The 16,139-nt window shown below is 73.5% G+C and carries 16 protein-coding genes and 2 pseudogenes; 11 read left to right on the plus strand and 7 right to left on the minus strand.

Annotated elements, in window-relative coordinates:
• Positions 1 to 27 precede the first annotated feature (27 nt).
• The 4 genes from PT931_RS06370 to PT931_RS06385 all read left to right on the plus strand — a co-directional run bounded on the left by PT931_RS06370 (position 28) and on the right by PT931_RS06385 (position 3,848).
• On the plus strand, positions 28 to 2,265 hold the full coding sequence (locus PT931_RS06370; RefSeq protein ID WP_456244751.1) for a Xaa-Pro dipeptidyl-peptidase: 2,238 nt from the start codon (positions 28 to 30) through the stop codon (positions 2,263 to 2,265).
• Positions 2,266 to 2,629: 364 nt separating this feature from the next.
• A complete protein-coding gene (locus PT931_RS06375) occupies positions 2,630 to 2,974 on the plus strand; it encodes a hypothetical protein (protein ID WP_456244752.1) in 345 nt (114 codons plus the stop codon).
• A 278-nt stretch (positions 2,975 to 3,252) separates the two neighbouring features.
• A complete protein-coding gene (locus PT931_RS06380; protein WP_456244753.1) occupies positions 3,253 to 3,666 on the plus strand; it encodes a hypothetical protein in 414 nt (137 codons plus the stop codon).
• Positions 3,663 to 3,848: a hypothetical protein gene (locus PT931_RS06385; RefSeq protein WP_456244754.1), complete on the plus strand. Its 186-nt coding sequence runs from the start codon at positions 3,663 to 3,665 to the stop codon at positions 3,846 to 3,848. Before PT931_RS06380 ends, PT931_RS06385 begins: the two co-directional genes overlap by 4 nt.
• Positions 3,849 to 3,915: 67 nt before the next feature.
• Here the strand turns inward: PT931_RS06385 and PT931_RS06390 are convergent, their stop codons facing one another.
• The 3 genes from PT931_RS06390 to PT931_RS06400 all read right to left on the minus strand — a co-directional run bounded on the left by PT931_RS06390 (position 3,916) and on the right by PT931_RS06400 (position 6,343).
• A complete protein-coding gene (locus tag PT931_RS06390; protein WP_456244755.1) occupies positions 3,916 to 5,061 on the minus strand; it encodes a helix-turn-helix domain-containing protein in 1,146 nt (381 codons plus the stop codon).
• Between the two features lie 282 nt (positions 5,062 to 5,343).
• Positions 5,344 to 5,799 (minus strand): iron chaperone, encoded by a 456-nt coding sequence (locus tag PT931_RS06395; RefSeq protein ID WP_456244756.1) that lies wholly within the window; start codon positions 5,797 to 5,799, stop codon positions 5,344 to 5,346.
• An 88-nt stretch (positions 5,800 to 5,887) separates the two neighbouring features.
• Positions 5,888 to 6,343 carry a carboxymuconolactone decarboxylase family protein gene (locus PT931_RS06400; protein ID WP_456244757.1) on the minus strand — a complete coding sequence of 152 codons (456 nt, stop codon included), beginning with the start codon at positions 6,341 to 6,343 and terminating at the stop codon, positions 5,888 to 5,890.
• A gap of 162 nt (positions 6,344 to 6,505) precedes the next feature.
• On the opposite strand from PT931_RS06400, the gene PT931_RS06405 reads away from it, so the two are divergent.
• Positions 6,506 to 8,737 carry an ATP-binding protein gene (locus PT931_RS06405; protein ID WP_456244758.1) on the plus strand — a complete coding sequence of 744 codons (2,232 nt, stop codon included), beginning with the start codon at positions 6,506 to 6,508 and terminating at the stop codon, positions 8,735 to 8,737.
• 62 nt (positions 8,738 to 8,799) lie between these two features.
• The gene (locus tag PT931_RS06410) at positions 8,800 to 9,564 is read left to right on the plus strand and encodes a hypothetical protein (protein WP_456244759.1); all 765 of its coding nucleotides are present in this window, start codon (positions 8,800 to 8,802) and stop codon (positions 9,562 to 9,564) included.
• A 69-nt stretch (positions 9,565 to 9,633) separates the two neighbouring features.
• On the opposite strand, the pseudogene PT931_RS06415 reads toward PT931_RS06410, so the two are convergent.
• Positions 9,634 to 9,885, minus strand: a pseudogene (locus PT931_RS06415) (methyltransferase); the annotation flags it as partial.
• Complete coding sequence (locus tag PT931_RS06420) at positions 9,882 to 10,493, minus strand: TetR/AcrR family transcriptional regulator (protein WP_456244760.1); 612 nt, start codon at positions 10,491 to 10,493, stop codon at positions 9,882 to 9,884. The pseudogene PT931_RS06415 and the gene PT931_RS06420, both read right to left, overlap by 4 nt.
• A gap of 48 nt (positions 10,494 to 10,541) precedes the next feature.
• On the opposite strand from PT931_RS06420, the pseudogene PT931_RS06425 reads away from it, so the two are divergent.
• The 4 genes and pseudogenes from PT931_RS06425 to PT931_RS06440 all read left to right on the plus strand — a co-directional run.
• Positions 10,542 to 11,075 (plus strand): annotated as a pseudogene (locus PT931_RS06425) (GNAT family N-acetyltransferase); the annotation flags it as partial.
• 728 nt (positions 11,076 to 11,803) lie between these two features.
• On the plus strand, positions 11,804 to 12,175 hold the full coding sequence (locus PT931_RS06430; protein WP_456244761.1) for an ArsR/SmtB family transcription factor: 372 nt from the start codon (positions 11,804 to 11,806) through the stop codon (positions 12,173 to 12,175).
• Positions 12,172 to 12,654 carry an SRPBCC family protein gene (locus PT931_RS06435; RefSeq protein WP_456244762.1) on the plus strand — a complete coding sequence of 161 codons (483 nt, stop codon included), beginning with the start codon at positions 12,172 to 12,174 and terminating at the stop codon, positions 12,652 to 12,654. The genes PT931_RS06430 and PT931_RS06435 overlap by 4 nt, the downstream gene beginning before the upstream one ends.
• Positions 12,641 to 13,225: a TIGR03086 family metal-binding protein gene (locus tag PT931_RS06440; protein ID WP_456244763.1), complete on the plus strand. Its 585-nt coding sequence runs from the start codon at positions 12,641 to 12,643 to the stop codon at positions 13,223 to 13,225. The genes PT931_RS06435 and PT931_RS06440 overlap by 14 nt, the downstream gene beginning before the upstream one ends.
• A gap of 186 nt (positions 13,226 to 13,411) precedes the next feature.
• Here PT931_RS06440 and PT931_RS06445 read toward each other — a convergent pair whose 3' ends face one another.
• Both PT931_RS06445 and PT931_RS06450 read right to left on the minus strand, forming a co-directional pair.
• Positions 13,412 to 14,047 (minus strand): GNAT family N-acetyltransferase, encoded by a 636-nt coding sequence (locus PT931_RS06445; protein ID WP_456244764.1) that lies wholly within the window; start codon positions 14,045 to 14,047, stop codon positions 13,412 to 13,414.
• A gap of 325 nt (positions 14,048 to 14,372) precedes the next feature.
• Positions 14,373 to 15,308, minus strand: coding sequence for a helix-turn-helix transcriptional regulator (locus PT931_RS06450; RefSeq protein ID WP_456244765.1), 936 nt, complete (start codon positions 15,306 to 15,308; stop codon positions 14,373 to 14,375).
• Between the two features lie 449 nt (positions 15,309 to 15,757).
• Here PT931_RS06450 and PT931_RS06455 point away from each other — a divergent pair, with 449 nt between their 5' ends.
• Entirely contained in the window at positions 15,758 to 16,075 is a 318-nt protein-coding gene (locus PT931_RS06455) for a hypothetical protein (protein ID WP_456244766.1), read from the plus strand.
• Positions 16,076 to 16,139 lie beyond the last annotated feature (64 nt).

Raw genomic sequence — 16,139 nt, forward strand, 5'->3', positions numbered from 1 at the left:
TCGGTCGGCCGGCGGCATCCTGCTCTCATGTGGATCAGAGCCGTCGCCACCGCGACCCTCCTCGCCGGCCTGTTGGCGCCGGCCGCCCCCGCCGCCGCCTCCCCCTCGCTCGCCGCCCTCGAGGAACGGGTCTATGTGGAGACCACCGTCGACTCCGACCACGACGGGAGGAAGGACCGGGTCGCCCTCGACATCGCCCGCCCCGCCAGCGGCGGCCCGGTGCCCGTCATCTTCGAGCACAGCCCCTACCGCACCGGACTCAACGCGGTCACCAACCACAACGTCAACGTCGACCGGTTGCCGCAGGAGAACCAGCTCCAGGGGGGTACCGGCGACGGGCCGACCGTCCTGAAGGCCATGCCGGACCTGCCCGGCTGGTACGACGAGTACTTCGTGCCCAAGGGTTACGCCGTCGTCCTCGGGCACAGCATCGGCACCGGCTCCTCCGACGGCTGCCCGACCAGCGGGGACGCCGCCGAGACCCTGTCCACCACGGCCGTCATCGACTGGCTCAACGGCCGGGCCAAGGGCTACTCCCCCACCGGAGCGCTGGTCACCGCCTCCTGGAGCACCGGCAAGGTCGGGATGACCGGCATCTCCTACAACGGCACCCTGCCGAACATGGCCGCCACCACCGGCGTGGACGGGCTGAAGACCATCGTGCCGATCTCGGCCATCTCCAGCTGGTACGACTACTACCGCGCCAACGGCCTCGTCGTCGCGCCCGGCGGGTACCAGGGCGAGGACGCCGACATCCTCGCCAAGGCCGTCGTGCAGCGCCCCGGGTGCGCGGACGAGATCGCGACCCTGACCGGCCAGCAGGACCGGACCACCGGCGACTACCAGCAGTTCTGGCGGGACCGGGACTACACCCGGCTGGCGTCCGGGGTGAAGGCCTCCGTGTTCGTCATGCACGGGCAGGGCGACTGGAACGTGAAGGGCAAGCAGTACTCGTCGTGGTGGGACGCCCTGGCCCGCAACAACGTGCCCCGCAAGATCTGGCTGCACCGCGGCGGGCACGGCGCGCCCTCCCGGACCGACTACCAGGCGACCCTGGGCCGGTGGTTCGAGTACTGGCTCAAGGGTGTGAACAACGGGATCATGGACGAGCCGACGGCGGACGTGCAGTACGCGGACGGCACGTGGAAGCAGTACGCGAACTGGCCGGACCCCGCCGCCCGGGACGTCACCCTGAACCTGACCGCGACCGGTGAACTGGCGACCGCCCCAGTGCCCAGCGAGACCCGGCAGGCGTTCACCGACGAGGGCCGGACGAAGACCCCGGCGACCCTGGTCGCGAACCCCGACACGGCCAACCCCAACCGGCTCGTCTACCGGACCGCCCCGCTGGCCTCCGCCGTGCGGCTGTCGGGCACGCCGAGGGTGTCGTTGCAGGCGGCCGTGACCAACCGGCCCGACGCGAACCTGACCGCGCTGCTCGTCGACTACGGCACCGGCACGCCGGTCATCGTCACCCGGGGCTGGCTCGACCCGCAGAACCGGACCGGCGCGGACGTCACGACGCCGTTGACGCAGGGCACGGAGTACACGCTCCGGTTCGACATGCAGCCCAAGGACCACGTGTTCGCGGCCGGCCGGCGGATCGGGCTCGTCGTGATCTCCACCGACTACGACTTCACGCTCCGCCCGCTCGGCGGCACCGGACTGCGGCTCGCCCCCGCGTACAGCTCGCTGACCGTGCCCGTGGTGGGCCTGAACCCGGGCACCGTGGTCTTCGGCGACGACTTCGAGACCGACCGGGGCTGGCAGGTCGACCCCGACGGCACCGACACCGCCACCGCCGGCCGGTTCGAGCGGGGCAACCCGGAGACCACGACCAGCGGCGGGACGATCCAGGAGGGCACCACCCCGTCGGGCTCGTACGACCTGGTCACCGGGGCGCTCGCCGGGTCCTCGGTCGGGGCCAACGACCTCGACGGCGGCGTGACCAGCGTCCGGTCGCCGGCGATCGCGTTGGCGGCGGGGTCCTCGTACACCCTGAGCTTCGCCTGCTACCTGGCGCACCTGAACAACGCGTCGGGCGCCGACTACCTGCGGGTCCGGGTCGTGCACTCCGGCGGCACCACGACCGTGTTCACCCGGGTCGGCGCGGCCAGCCAGGTCGGGGCCGCGTGGACCGTGGAGTCCGTGGACCTGTCCGCGTACGCCGGGCAGAGCATCCGGATCCTGGTCGAGGCCGCCGACACCGATCCCGGGTCGCTGCTGGAGGCCGGGGTGGACGACGTGCGGGTGCTGCGGGTCTGACCGGGGCCGGCGGGGCCGGCGGCCGGCCCCGCGTGCCGGGTGGACCGCCGCCCTGGGCCGGCGCGGGCCGGCCACCCCTGGCCTGCCCGCCCCGCGCCGGCCCCACCCTCGGCCTGGCCGGCGCGGGGCGGCCACTCCCGGCCTGGCCGGCGCGGGTCAGCCGCCCTGGTCCGCCGCACGGGGCGCGGCCGGTTCCGCCCGCCCCGGCCCCGCGCGGCGGGCCGCGACATGGCCGCGTATCGCCGCGGCCCACGGCGGCGTGGCGTAGGTTCACGGAGGTCGGGGAACCTTCTCCGACGCCTGGACGTCGTCGTGCGGCGCGGGTGTGGCCGCCCGACGGAGCCCCACCGGGAGGCCGCAGACCATGACCGACTCCGAACTGGCCGACCTGCGCCGACGCGCCGACGACGGCGACCCGGACGCGCTGGACGAGCTCATCGAACTCGCCGGCGAGCGCGGCGACATGGCCGAACTGCGCCGCCTGTCCGACGGCGGCAACGCCACCGCGACCGACCAGCTGATCGAACTCGCCGGGGAGCTGGGCGACATGGCCGAGCTGCGGCGGCTCGCCGACGACGGCAACCGGACCGCCGCCGACCAGCTGATCGAGGTGGCGACCGAACTCGGCGACATGGCCGAACTGCGCAGGCTCGCCGACGCGGGCGACACCACGGCCGCCGAGCAGTTGGCCGAACTCACCGCCGAGTGAACTGAGCCCTCCGGCCCGGCGCCGGGTGGGCAACGTCGCCGCCGGCATCGGACCCCGCCCGGCGCCGGGCCGTACCCATCTGCGTTGTTCCATGGGTTTCCCCGGGGGCCCGCCCGGGTTCCGTGGAGCGCTCCCCCGCGGCCGTTCTATGCGGATCCGGGTGTTGCAAATGTGGAACACGGATCCGCCGGACGGCGGGTGTCACCCCTGTCCGGCGGCGCGGCGCGAACGTAGCGTGTTTCGCGGGAGCGACCACAGGGAGCCACGGGGAGGGTGCGGTGCGCGGACCGGACGAACGCCCACCGACCGCGGCGGAGGAGCTGATCACCGCGATCGACGCGGCGTGGAAGGACTCCGACAGCAGGCGGTCGGGACGCCGCAGGGCCGCCGTGGCTCCCCACGCCACGGACCGGGGCAGGTCCGCGGGTGCGTCGCCGGGTCACGTCGCCGGTCCCCTCGGCACCGGTGGTGTGGCCGTCGAGCCCTCCGGCGCCGTCGCCGCGCTCCCCGACCCCGCCCACGCGGGTTCGGGTGCCGTGCCCTTCGACTCCGGCGTCGAGCCTCTCGCATCCGGTGCCGCGCCGTTGAGCCTCGCCGACGAGCTCTTCGGTTCCGGTGTCGGGCCGGTGGGCCCCGCCGACGTTTCGCTCGACGCCGCTGACGGGGCCCGGGTGCGGGGCGGGACGGGATGAGGCTGCTGCCGGATCCCGCCGACCGGGTCGCCTGGGCCCAGCTCGTCGCCCTCGCCCGGGCGGTGCTGGACGACCACCACCGGGGTGAGGAGACCTCCTCGTGTGTCCGGTGCGGGGTGCGCTGGCCCTGTCACGCCGCCGACCTCGCCGACCTGGCCTTGTCCACCGCACCCGGCCGCTGAGACCCTGCGCACCCGGTCGCCGAGTGCGCGACCGGCCGGGCCGCCGCACCGGGCCGCTGACGCCGGCTCAGCGGGACGCGTAGGCGGAGGCGTCCTCCCGGATGGCGCGCAGCTGGAGCAGTACCTGCGGCCTGAGGCGTTTCCTGAGCAGCGCGTCCGCGGAGCCCGCCGTCTCCGGGCGGCCCGGGAGCAGCTGCGGCGCGAGGTCGCGGGCCGCGAGGAGGGCGCTGGCGGCGTGGTCGACCTCGTTGAGCCGGAGGTTGACGGTGCACATGTTGAGCTGCCAGAGCAGTGCCGTGAACGGTTCCGGCGGCGGGGTGCCGGCGAGGGCGTGCGCGCTGTGGAAGTCCCGGCGGGCGACGGCGATCTTCATGTGCCACAGGTCCAGATCGGAAGGACGGAAGATGCCGGTACCGAGGAGGTCGGCCGTGCCGGCGGACCGCGCCAGGAGCCGCCGGGCCCGGTGGACCTGGTCGCTGCCGTCGGACCGGCGGGTGTGGGCGTGGGCGAGTCCCTCGATGAGCGCGAGGGTGGCGTGGCCGGCCGCCGCCGCCGGACCGTCGACGGGGGCCGGGCGGGCGTGCTCGACCAGGGCCAGGGCGGTGGCGGGCTCCTCGTCCTCCAGGGCGAAGACACCCCGCAGGGCCGTCACGACAGGCGACAGCGCGGCGGTCGCCACGGCCAGGTCCGCCGCCTGTTGGGCGATGTTCAGGGCGATGAACGCCGTGCTGAGGTGGCCGAGCATGCGCAGCGCCAGCGCGACGTCGTAGCACGCGTGGGTGGTGTCGTCGGGACGGTCCCGCACGGACAGCGCGCGCAGGACCGGCGGCGCGACGGCCAGGACCTGGACGAAGTCGCAGGCCACCCGGGCGGTGCGGAGCGCGGCCAGGTCGGCGGCGAACTGCGGGTACGGGGTGGCGGCCCGGTGGGGGGCGGTCAGGGGGAGCAGGGACCGGTACACCTGGTGGGCCAGGTCGTTGACCGCCTGACGGGTCGGCGGGCCGCCGAGGAGGAGGACGGAGACCTCGCACTCCAGGGCCCTGGCCAGCATCGTCACGATGGTGAGGCTGACGCCGTGCCCGGTGCCGGACTCGATCCGCGACACGGTGGCGTTGCTGATCTGGGCCCTGGCAGCCAGTTTCCGTTGGCTCCAACCGCGTTGCCGACGCAGGGCGTACAGGCGGTCGGCGAGGGTGGGGAGAATCGGTGACATCGTCTGGAGATGACCTTCGCGACGTGGGCTACCAGTCTCCCACGCGGGTCGCCCGCGCCGCCCGTGGACACAGCCGGGTGTCGGACCTCCGACTCCCCGAAAACACCGCCGGCGGCATGACCGGGCACCGGGCCCGTGGCACCCGAGGACGCTCCGGCGGCACGTCAGGTGCCGTGCTCCCGCGCCCCGTCGGGCCCGGGGCCGACCGGGAACGGACCGCGGCCCCCAGCGGGGTGTCGGCGTGGGCGCGTCCGACATTCCGCTGGGGGCCGCCCGGGGAGTTCAGCTCACGGCCTGTTCCAGGAGCGCGGCGATCCGCTTCCCGGCGGCGGGGGTCAGTTCGGTCAGCGCGAACGAGTTCGGCCACAGGGTGCCGTCGTCCAGGTTGGCCTCGTCGCTGAAGGCGAACGTCGCGTACCGGGTCTTGAACTTCCCGGCGGCCACGAAGTGGCACACGATCCTGCCGTCGCGGGCGTAGGCGGGCATGCCGTACCACAGCTTCGCCGTGAGGACCGGCGCGTGGGCCTTGATCAGGGCGTGCAGCCCCTCGGCGAGCGCGCGGTCGGCGTCCGACATCTCGGCGATCTTCGCGAGCACCTCGACCTCCGGGTCGACCTTGACGCGCTTGGCGCCCGCCTTCAGTTCCTTGGCGCGCTCCTTCATCGCGGCGCGCTCCTCCTCGGTGAAGCCGTCGTACTTCTCGCCGGTCGTCGTGCTGGCCTTCTTGGTGGTCGCCATGACTAGGTTCCTCTCAGAAAAGTGGACGGACTGCCCGGCGGGCGTACCCACCGATTGTGGCATTGTTGATCTTGTGGTTGGAGCTGGATCAGGAACAGCCGGCCTGCTGGCGGGTCGGCGCGTTGAGCCGGTTGTAGGCGTTGGTGAGCGCGATGTTGAGCAGCAGCGCGGCCAGTTCCCGCTGGTCGAAGTGCTTGGCGGCCAGGTCCCACACGTGGTCCGGCACCGGGTCCGCGCTGTCGGCGAGCCGGGTCACCGCCTCGGTCAGGGCCAGCGCGGCCCGCTCCGGCCCGCTGAACCAGGGCGTCTCCCGCCACGCGGCGACGGCGTGCACCTGCTCGGCGGTCGCGCCGTGCCGGACCGCCCGGTCGGCGCCCCCGGCCACGCACGGGCCGCAGCCGTTGATCTGGCTGGCCCGCAGGTGGCTCAGCGCCAGCAGCCTGCCGTCCAGCCCGGTACCGGCGATGGCCTGCTCGACGCCCGTCAGGGCCTCCATCGCCCCGGGGATCAGAACCGCCGGGTTCGGCATGCGCTCGGTCGACATCGTGTCCTCCTCCGTGGGCGTCGCTGACAGGAGTCATCCGACCATCGACGCCCCCGTCCCCGCGCCGCCCGTGGGACACCGTGGGACACCCGCGACCCCTTCCACCAGGGCAGACGTGGCTCAGAACAAAAATCGGGCAACGGGACGGGTACGGTGTTGCACGTGTCCAGCCCCCACGACCACCTGGTCGGCCAGCTCTCCCGGATCAAGGAGCTGAGCGGTCTCAGCCTGCGCGCCCTCGCCGTCCGGGCGGGCCTGAGCAGCTCGTCGCTGTCGCGGTACCTGGCCGGTCGGCTCGTGCCGCCGTGGGAGGCCGTCGTGGCGCTGTGCCGGGTCGTGGGCCGCGACCCCCGACCGCTGCGCGCCGTGTGGGCCGAGGCCGCCAGGGCCGGTGCGGCCCCCGCCCCGCGCCGCAACGACCTGCCCGCCGACCTGTTCGACTTCACCGGGCGGGAGGCTGAGTCCGCGCTGGTCGAGGAGCTGCTGCGCACGGCCGGCGCGGTCGCGGTCGACGGGATGGGCGGCGTCGGCAAGACCAGCCTCGCGGTGCACTTGGCCCACCGGCTGGCCCCGGCGTACCCGGACGGCGGGCTCTACCTCGACCTGCACGGCTTCACCCCCGGCCAGGAACCCCTGGAGCCGCAGGCCGCACTGGGCCGACTGCTCGCCGCGCTGGACATCGCGCACCCGCCGGCCGGCGCGGCCGAACGCGCGGCGCTCTGGCGGTCGGAGCTGTCCCGCCGCCGGGCCCTCGTCGTTCTCGACAACGCCGCCGACGCCGAACAGGTGCGCCCGCTGCTGCCGGGCGCGGGAAGGTCCGCCGTCTTGGTCACCAGCCGGCACCGGCTCGTCAGCCTCGACGGGGTGCCCCCGGTGTCCCTGGAACCGCTGGCCGACGGGGACGCGGAGCGCCTGTTCGGCCGGGCCGCCGGGCTCACCCTCACCGGGAAGGACGCGGTCAGCCAGGTACTGCGGCAGTGCGGCGGACTCCCCCTCGCCCTGCGGATGGCCGGCGCGCGGCTCCGGCACCGCCCCGGTTGGACGGTGGCGGTGCTGGCCGAACGGCTCCGGGACAACGCCGGCCGGTTCGACGCCGTGTTCGGCATGTCGTACCAGCAGCTCGACACCGACCAGCGCCGGATGTTCCGGCTCCTGGGCGTGCTGCCCGGCACCGACTTCGACGCGGCCGCGGCGGGCGCGCTCGCCGACACCGCGCCCGACCAGGTGCTGGAGGAACTCGTCGACGCGCACCTGGTGCAGGAGCCGGCCCCGGGCCGGTACCGGATGCACGACCTGATCCGGCGGTACGCGGCCGACCTCGCCGCCGAGGAGGAGCCGCGGGCCGGGGCCGCCCTGCGCCGGGTCCTGGACCACTACCTGGCGCGGGCCGTCGCCCACGACGCGACCCTGCCCTCCCCGCACCGCCCCCGGCCCGCGCCGGGCGATCCGGCGGCGGCGATGGCCTGGTTCGACCTCGAGTACGTCAACCTGGTCGCCTGCTTCGACGCCGCCGTACGCCTCGGCGCGGACGAGATCGTGGCCGCCCTGCCACAGGCCATGCGGGTCTGGTTCTTCCGGCACCGGGGCACCGACGACCAAGCCCGGCTCCTCGAGGCCGCGGCGGCCGCGGCCGGGCGTCTCGGCCGCGACCGGGAGCGGGCGTCGCTCCTCGCGGACCTCGGCTTCGCCCACGCCGCCGCCGGCCGCCTCACCGAGGCCCTCGCCGCCTACGAACGGGCCGCGCGGTCCGGCCCGGACGACGACGAGCTCGCGGCGGGCCTCGCGCTGCGGACCGGTTTCGCGCTCCGGGATCTCGGCGACCTGGAGGCCGCCCGGGAGCGGTTCCGGTGGGCGGGCGCGCTGTTCGGGAAGCTCGGCCGGCCCGCCGGACGGTCCCAGGCGCTGGCGTTCGAGGCCTGGGTGACCCTGCACCTCGGGCGGCCCGGCGAGGCCGTCGACCTCGCCCGCGCGTCCCTGGCCCTGGCCGACGGGCCCGCCCGGATCACCGGACTCGTCACCCTCGGCCTCGCCCTGGCCCCGGATGAACCGGCGGAGGCGTTGCGCCTGATCCGGGAGGCGTTGGAGCTGGCCGAGCGGAACAACCTCGCGCACAACCAGGCGTGGTGCCACAACTACCTCGGCGTCGCGCTGCGGATCACGGGTGCGTACGAGGAGGCCCTCGCAGAACACCGGCGCGCCTCCGAGCTGCTGGAGCCGCTGGCCGAGGTGCAGTTGGAGATGAACGTGCTGCACAGCTACGCCGAGACCTGCCGGGTGGCGGGGCGCCGCGAGGAGGCGTTGGGGCTGCTGGAGCGGACGATCGGGCTGGCGCGGGAGCTGGGGCGGCCGTACGACGAGAAGGTGGCGCGGGAAGCCGTCGGCCTAATCCGGTAGCGGCAACGGTCGGGGCCTGGTGGGATACCGCCTGACGTTGTCGAACACACCAGGGGGTCCTCATGGCCACGTTCCGGGTCACGGTCTGCCTGCCGCCGACCGAACCGGCGGACGTGGTGGCCGCGCTGACGGCGGCCCTGGCCCCCTTTGACATGAACCGGCCCGGCGAGTGGAACGAACAAGGCCACTGGGACTGGTGGACCGTCCGCGCGGGCCGTGAGCGCCTCCTGGTGAAGGCCGGACACATCGGCGACGCCCGGCTGGTCCACCAGGGCGTCGAGCGGGGCGAGGCACCGCCGGAGCCGCCGTCGGCCGGGTGCGACGGCGGGCCGAGGGGTCTGCTGGACCTCGACGCGACCCGGGAACGGGCGGCGCGGATCGTCCGCGAGGAGTGGGACGCCGCGTTCGCGGACTGGGAGCGGGCCGTCGCCGACCATCCACCGGCGCGACCGTGGGCATGGTTCCAGGACCGGCACGAGGCTGACCCCCGACGGTACCCGCTGGAGCAGGCGCGGATCGACCACCGGGAACAGCCGCTGAACCAGGCCCTGGCCGACCACACCGTGACGAGCCGCTATCCGAACGTCGGCATGTGGTGTCTGGGCAGCGACCCGGTCGCCTACTTCGCCTGCGGCGGGCAGCAGCAGTTCGATCTGGCAGCGGACTACGCCGTCGCGACGTGGGCTCTGTTGACCACCGACGGGACGTGGATCGACGGCGACCAGGACGACCAGGGCACGGGCGACGCCCACCTGCGGAGCGTCGCCGCGTACCTCGAGGCGCTGGACGACGACGTGCTGATGATCCAGGTGCTCTGCCACTGCTGACGCCGCGCGGCCCGGCCCCGCGCCGGCCGGCGGGGTCAGTCCGCCGCACGGGGTCAGTTCCACCCGGCCGGCCGACCCGGGGACCAGGGCGTGGATCCGCACCGCGTCCAGGGCGGAGGGCAGGCCGGCGATCGTCGCGCGCAGGCCCGGGTGGGCCCCGACGAGCGCGTTGACGACCGCGCCGGCCCCGTTGCCGACGGCGGCGAGGGCGGGCACGGTCGACCAGTCGTAGGCGGTGACCACGGCAGGGGCGACCCAGAGGGCGGTCTCCTCGATCGCCGAGCGGGCCGAGACGACGCCGACTGAGGGTGCCTTGCCTATCCGGCGTTCCGCGCGGGGGTCAGCCGCGCCAGGTACCCGTCGAGAAGTCGGATCTGTCGTTCCGGCGGGTAGTCGTCCGCGCCGCCGAGCAGCACCTGCACGATGAGCCCCAGAACGAACGACTGGATGTCCGCCGCGAGCTCGGCCGGGTCGCCCGGCGACAGCTCCCCCCGCGCCTGCGCCGCCCGGACGAGCAGACCGAGGCGCTCGCGCGACCGGGCGTAGCGGGCCGCGTGCCCGGCCGCGAGCTCCGGATCGGCCAGCGCGGTGTCCCAGGAGCTGACCCAGATCCGGTTGTCGGCGGCGGCGTCGGGCGTCAGCGGGAGGATGTCCAGCAGCGCGGCGCGCAGCGCGGAGAACCCTTCGAGACCCTCCTGAGGGGTACGCCGCGGCCGGGTCGCCCGGTGCTCGTCCAGCAGCGCCAACGCGTGGGCGACCAGGTCCTTCTTGCTGGGGAAGTAGTGCGTGAGCAGGCCGGTCGTGGCGCCCATCTCGGTGGCGACCGCGCGCATCGTCAGGCCGCCGAACCCGTGCGCGGCCAGCACCCGCCACACGGCCGCCGACACGTCCCGGCGGCGGGCGTCGTGATCTCCCTTGTGGCGTGGCATGCCGCCAGGATACATTCGCGAAACACTTGTTATGTAAATGGAGGGCCGATGTTCGTCATCCCGCTGCGCGACAACGCCGAGCTGCGCGCGCTCGAGCCGTGGCACGCCGAGGAGTTCCTGGCCCACCTCGACCGCGCCCGGACCCATATCGCACCCTGGGTCGGGGCGGGCTTCGTCGCGACCGACATCGCCGGCGCGCGGGCGGTGCTCCAGCGCTACGCCGACGAGGGCGCCGCGGACCGGCGACGGATCTACGGCATCTGGCGCGACGGCACCCTCGTCGGCGGCACCATGTTCGTCAGCCTGGACGCGGCCACGGGCGTGTGCGAGCTCGGCTGCTGGCTCGAACCGGCCGCCGAGGGCCGGGGGCTCGTCACGCCCGTGATCCGGATGATGATCGACTGGGCGTTCGGGCGCGGGCTGAGCCGCGCGGAGTGGCGCACGCTGCCGGAGAACGCGCGCAGCATCGCCGTCGCCCGGCGGCTGGGGATGAGCCTCGACGGCACGCTGCGGCAGTTCCATCCCGGGGCCGACGGGGTCCGGCGCGACCAGCAGATCTGGGCGGTGCTGGCCACCGAGTGGGCCGGGGCCGGGCCGGACACCGCGACGCCGCCGGCCGGGGCCGGGGCCGCGGCTCGGCCCGGCGGCCCGAACGCCGCCGACACGGTTGGCGGCCCGGACACCGCTGTCACGGCCGGCGGTCCGGACGCCGCCGTCACGGCCGGCGGCCCCGACGCCGGGATCACGGCCGGCGGTGTCGACGCCGACGTCAAGGCCGAGCTCGACCGGCTGACCCGCACCTTCCTCGGCGCGTTCACCAACACCGGCGGCACCCTCCCGAACGTCGACGTCATCCGCGACGTGTTCATCCCGGAGGGCCGGATCATCAGCAACGTCGGACCCGAACCCGTGCTGTACGACCTCGACGGCTTCATCGCGCCCCGGCGGAAGATCCTCACCGACGGGACGCTGACGGAGTTCTCCGAGTGGGAGGTCGCCGAGCGGACCGAGATCTTCGGGGGCGTCGCGCACCGGTTCAGCGAGTACCACAAGAAGGGGTTTCTGCGTGGCGCGTGGTTCGAGGGCGCGGGCCACAAGACCACCCAGTTCGTGCGGACGCCGGCCGGGTGGCGGATGAGCTCGATGGCCTGGGACGACGTGTAGGGCCGAACGGTGAGGGGCGCCGGTGTGGCCTGCGGGACGTGTGGGCGGTGCAGGTGAGCTGGTCTTTCAACTATTGGGTTGACAGGCTTATCGCACCCGAGTAGCGTCACTTTCAACTGAAAGGTTGAAAGTCTATGGGCCCAGCGATGACGACTGACACGCTGTCGCGGATCTTCGCGGCGCTCGCGGATCCGACCCGGCGCGACCTGGTGGCCCGACTCTCGGCCGGCGACGCGACCGTGAGCCAGCTCGCCGAGCCCTACGAGATGACGCTGCAGGCGGTCTACAAGCACCTCAGAGTGCTCGAGGACGCCGGGGTGGTGAGCCGGCCACCCGGACCGCAGCCTCGGCCGGTGCGGCTGGAAATGGATGTCTTCGACGTGATGGACAGCTGGATCGAGCGCTACCGACGCCAGGCGGAGGAGCGATACCGCCGCCTGGACGCGGTGCTGGCGCGGATGAACGAAGAGACACCGACCGATCCCGACAACCAGGATGCGAACAGGAGCGCGACATGAACACCATCCCCGAAGCCACGATCGAGGCCGATCCGAAGGTGCCGGTCATCTGGATGACCCGCGACTTCAACGGCACGCCCGAGCAGCTGTTGCGGGCACACACCGATCCCGAGCTGTTCGCGCAGTGGGTCGGGCCGAGCACGACGCGGACGCGCGTGGTCGAGTGGGATGCGCGCTCCGGGGGCAGTTGGCGGTTCGTGTCCACCCACGACGGCGTCGAGTACGGATTCCGCGGCTGCTTCCACGAGGTCGGGCCGGGCCGGATCGTGCAGACGTTCACGTTCGAGGGGCAGCCCGACGGCGTGGCGCTGGAGACGCTGTGGTTCGAGGATCTCGGCAACGGGCGCACCCGGCTGCGCGCACAGTCCCTCGTGGACAGTTTCGAGAGCCGTGACGCGTGGCTCGCCAGCGGCATGGAGACCGGGGTCAACGACGGCTACGCGAAGCTCGAGAAGATGATCGCCGATGGCACTGTCTGACCGGCCCGCCGAGCGACACCGGGAGATCGGCCGGGTCTTCACCGACCGGGTCCGGGGTACCCGCTCGTGGGACGCGCCCGCTCCGGTCGCCGGCTGGGCCGCCCGCGACGTCGTGCGTCACCTCGTCGAATGGTTGCCGTCGTTCCTCGCCGGCGGCTCGGGCGTGCGGCTGCCCGCCGTACCCTCGGTCGATGACGACCCGGCCGGCGCCTGGCAGGCGCACTTCGATGCCGTGCAGGCGCTGCTCGACGACCCGGCGACCGCCGGACTGACCCTGTCCAACCGGCACATCGGCGACGTGCCACTGGACCGCGCGATCGACCAGTTCTACACCACCGACGTGTTCATGCACACCTGGGACCTGGCGCGGGCCACCGGCCAGGACGACCGCCTCGATCAGGAGTCCTGCGCCGTGTTGCTGGCGGGAATGGAACCACTGGAGGACGTCATCCGGTCGTCCGGACAGTACGGACCGAAGGTGCCGGTGAGCGGAACCGCCGACCCCCAGACCCGGCTGCTGGCCTTCATCGGCCGGGATCCGCACTGGACAGCGACCGGTACCGCCGCCTGACCCGCGCCGCCGGGCGTCATCCGCTCGGCGGCGTTGGGCGACAGAGCCGTGGCCGGCGCCGGGCGCATTGCCCGCCTGCCGCGACGGCAGCCAGGTCGTGACCTACCGAGGGCCACGAGTGGGCCCGGCGCCACCACGGGCAGGCGCGCGGTGCGAGCCGAACTGGCGGCGCTCGCACCCGCCCGATCACGCCTCCCGAGTGAAGCTGGTGATCCGTGAGCGCACGTGCCAGCCCAGGCCCTCGTAGAGCGCGCGCCCTTCGTCCGTGCCATGGAGCACGGCGGTCACCGCCCCCTGGTCCATGGCCGCGACGGTGAGCGCGTTCATCACCGCTGTGCCCAGGCCACGGCGCTGATGCGCCGGATCTGTGGCGACACGATCCACGACGGCGACACCGTCGACCACGGCGGTGTATCCCGCCGCGGCGACCTCGCCCTCGGACTGGACGCGCACGTGGATGACGCCCGCGTCGATCGTGGTGCTGAGCTCGTAGCCGGCGGGCACGCTCCACGCGACCCGCCGCAGCGTGGTCGTCATGAGCGGCTCCGGCGGCGTCCGCGTCCAGGCCGGCCCGAGCAGGGCTGCCACCGCGTCCTCGGCGGCGACAACGATGACCACGCCGTGCGGAGCGGTCGCCTCCTTCGCCGCGCCGCGCGCCGCCTCGAGGTCGTCGCGGAACACCAGACAGCGGGAGCGGGTCTTCGGCCGGACCTCGTCGATCCGCAGACCCCAGGTGGTCTCGACGGGCACGGAGTTGCGCCTGACGGCGGCCAAGCCCTGTGCCCAGTGGCGGAGTACGTCTGTCACCTCATGCAAGATCATCCGCACGAGAGTACTCGCAGGTCCTCGAACTGCACCCTCGTCCCAACGCTCCGCCTCCCTGGCCGCGTGTCCGCCTCGGTGCCACCGTTCGGCCGTGATGCAGGCACGACCGCATCACCTGGGTTTGAGCCGTTCTACTCGGTTTCGCGGAAGATTCGTTGTCATCGACGGGGGCTTCTCATGAGCACCTGCGTCGGGGAGGGCCCCGTCCTCGACGTCGACGCCGGCACACGGCGGTTCGCGGTGGCCCGTCCCGCCGGCCCCGACCACGCGGTCAGGGCCCGGTCTCGACCGCCGCGCGGCTCGGCCGGAGGCCCGGGTCCGTCTACAGCCAGCCCCGTTGTCCGGCGCGGAGACCGGCCTGGAACCGGGAACCGGCGTCGAGGCGGCGCGTGAGTTCCTCCATCCGTCGTTTGACGGTGCGGACGGACACGTTGAGGCGTTTGGCTGCGGCCTCGTCGGTGAGGCCCCCGGCCAGTAGGCGCAGAAGTTCGGTTTCCGAGGCGGTCAGCCCGGTGCTCTGGTCGACGTGGGCGGCTTCTTCGAGGGGTGTGCCGTCGGCCCACAGCCGGTCGAACAGGCTGAGGAGCGCCCGCAACATGCCGGGGGCGGTGATCAGGACCGCGCCGTTCCTGGAAGCGTCCGGGTCGACGGGGAGGACCGCCGTGGCGGCGTCGACGACGAGCAGCCGGATGGGCAGTGCCGGGGCGGTGCGGATCCGGGCTCCGGACGCCGACATCTGGCGGGCGTAGGCCAGGGCGCCCGGGTTGGCGCGGATCCCCTCGTGGCACAGGTTGAGCACCCGGACGTCGCGGGCGAGGAGATCGAGGTCGAGTTGGCGGGCCTCGTGCAGCGCCTCGGTGGACATGACGGTGGGCACGATCGACATGCAGCTCACCCGCGCGCCCTGCAGGAGGCTCTCCATCCGGGTCTGGATCACGTCCAGGTCGGTCAACAGCTCCACTCCGGACTGGGACCGGGCGCGTGCGGCAGTCTCGACCGCCTCGTTGGCGGCTGTGCGCTGCGCGGCGAGGGCCCGCTGCCGGGCCGCCAGTTCGGCCTCCCGTCGGGAGAGGAGAAGCGCGACGCCGCGGTCGAGGCTGACCGCGCGGGGGCGGGTGGGTTCGGTGCGTGACATGCGCAGCAGCGCCAGGTCGGCGAGTTCGTCCAAGGAGGCCGACACCTCACTGTGCGTCAGACCGAGCCGGTCGGCCACGTCAGCCCCGGCCAGGGTCGGATCGTCCAGGAGAGCGCGGTACACCCGCTCACACACGGCATTCAGTCCCAGTTCTCGTAACACATTCGCCCCCCGTGGCGGTGTCGAACAACGGCTGGAGCCTGCCACGGGACCGCTGTCGCGGCAAGACCGCCCGCAGCCCAACGTCACGCCACCACTGCGAACCGGGCCGACGCGACCGGGGTGATGGCCCGATCGGGCCATGGCCCGATGACGCCATGGGTGGACCCTTTCCCTTGCCGTGACCTGCGGGAATAGTTGTCCTCACCGGAGGCCGCAAGGCCAGCGGGACCGAGCAGGGGCCACAGGCGCCGGTCGCTCACCCTCCATCACCACACCTGTGAGGACACCGCCATGCCCAAAGCATCCAGTATTGCGACTTTCGCCCTACTTGCTGTTCTTATGGCGCTGCCGTTGTCCACCGTGGCACAGGGCACCGGAGCCCTGGCCACCACCTCGGCACCGTGCACCGCATGTTGGGAGTAGGCGGCCGGTACGCGGTCGCCACCCGGTTGGACGGCCCTCCTGGGCGGCTCAACCCGGAGACGCTCGTGGACCTGCTCTGGGCACACGCGCTGCCGGCCGACCAGCTCGACCACGTCCGCGCCCGGGCACCCGACCCCGACCAGCCCGGACGCCTGGAGACCGTCCTGATCCTGCGCGCCGCCGGACCGACCGAGGCGGCGGCCGCGGCCCGGACAGTACTGGACCGCGCGGTCGCCGCGCCACCGCTGCGCGACTGGGCCGTCACCGGCCTCCATGCCCTGCCACTGGCCGACCTGCCCCTGTGACCAGCCGGTCCCCAGCCCACTGCCGTCGATGTCACACGAAGCCAGCCCCCACCATCCCACCTCT

The organism is Longispora urticae (assembly GCF_053902585.1).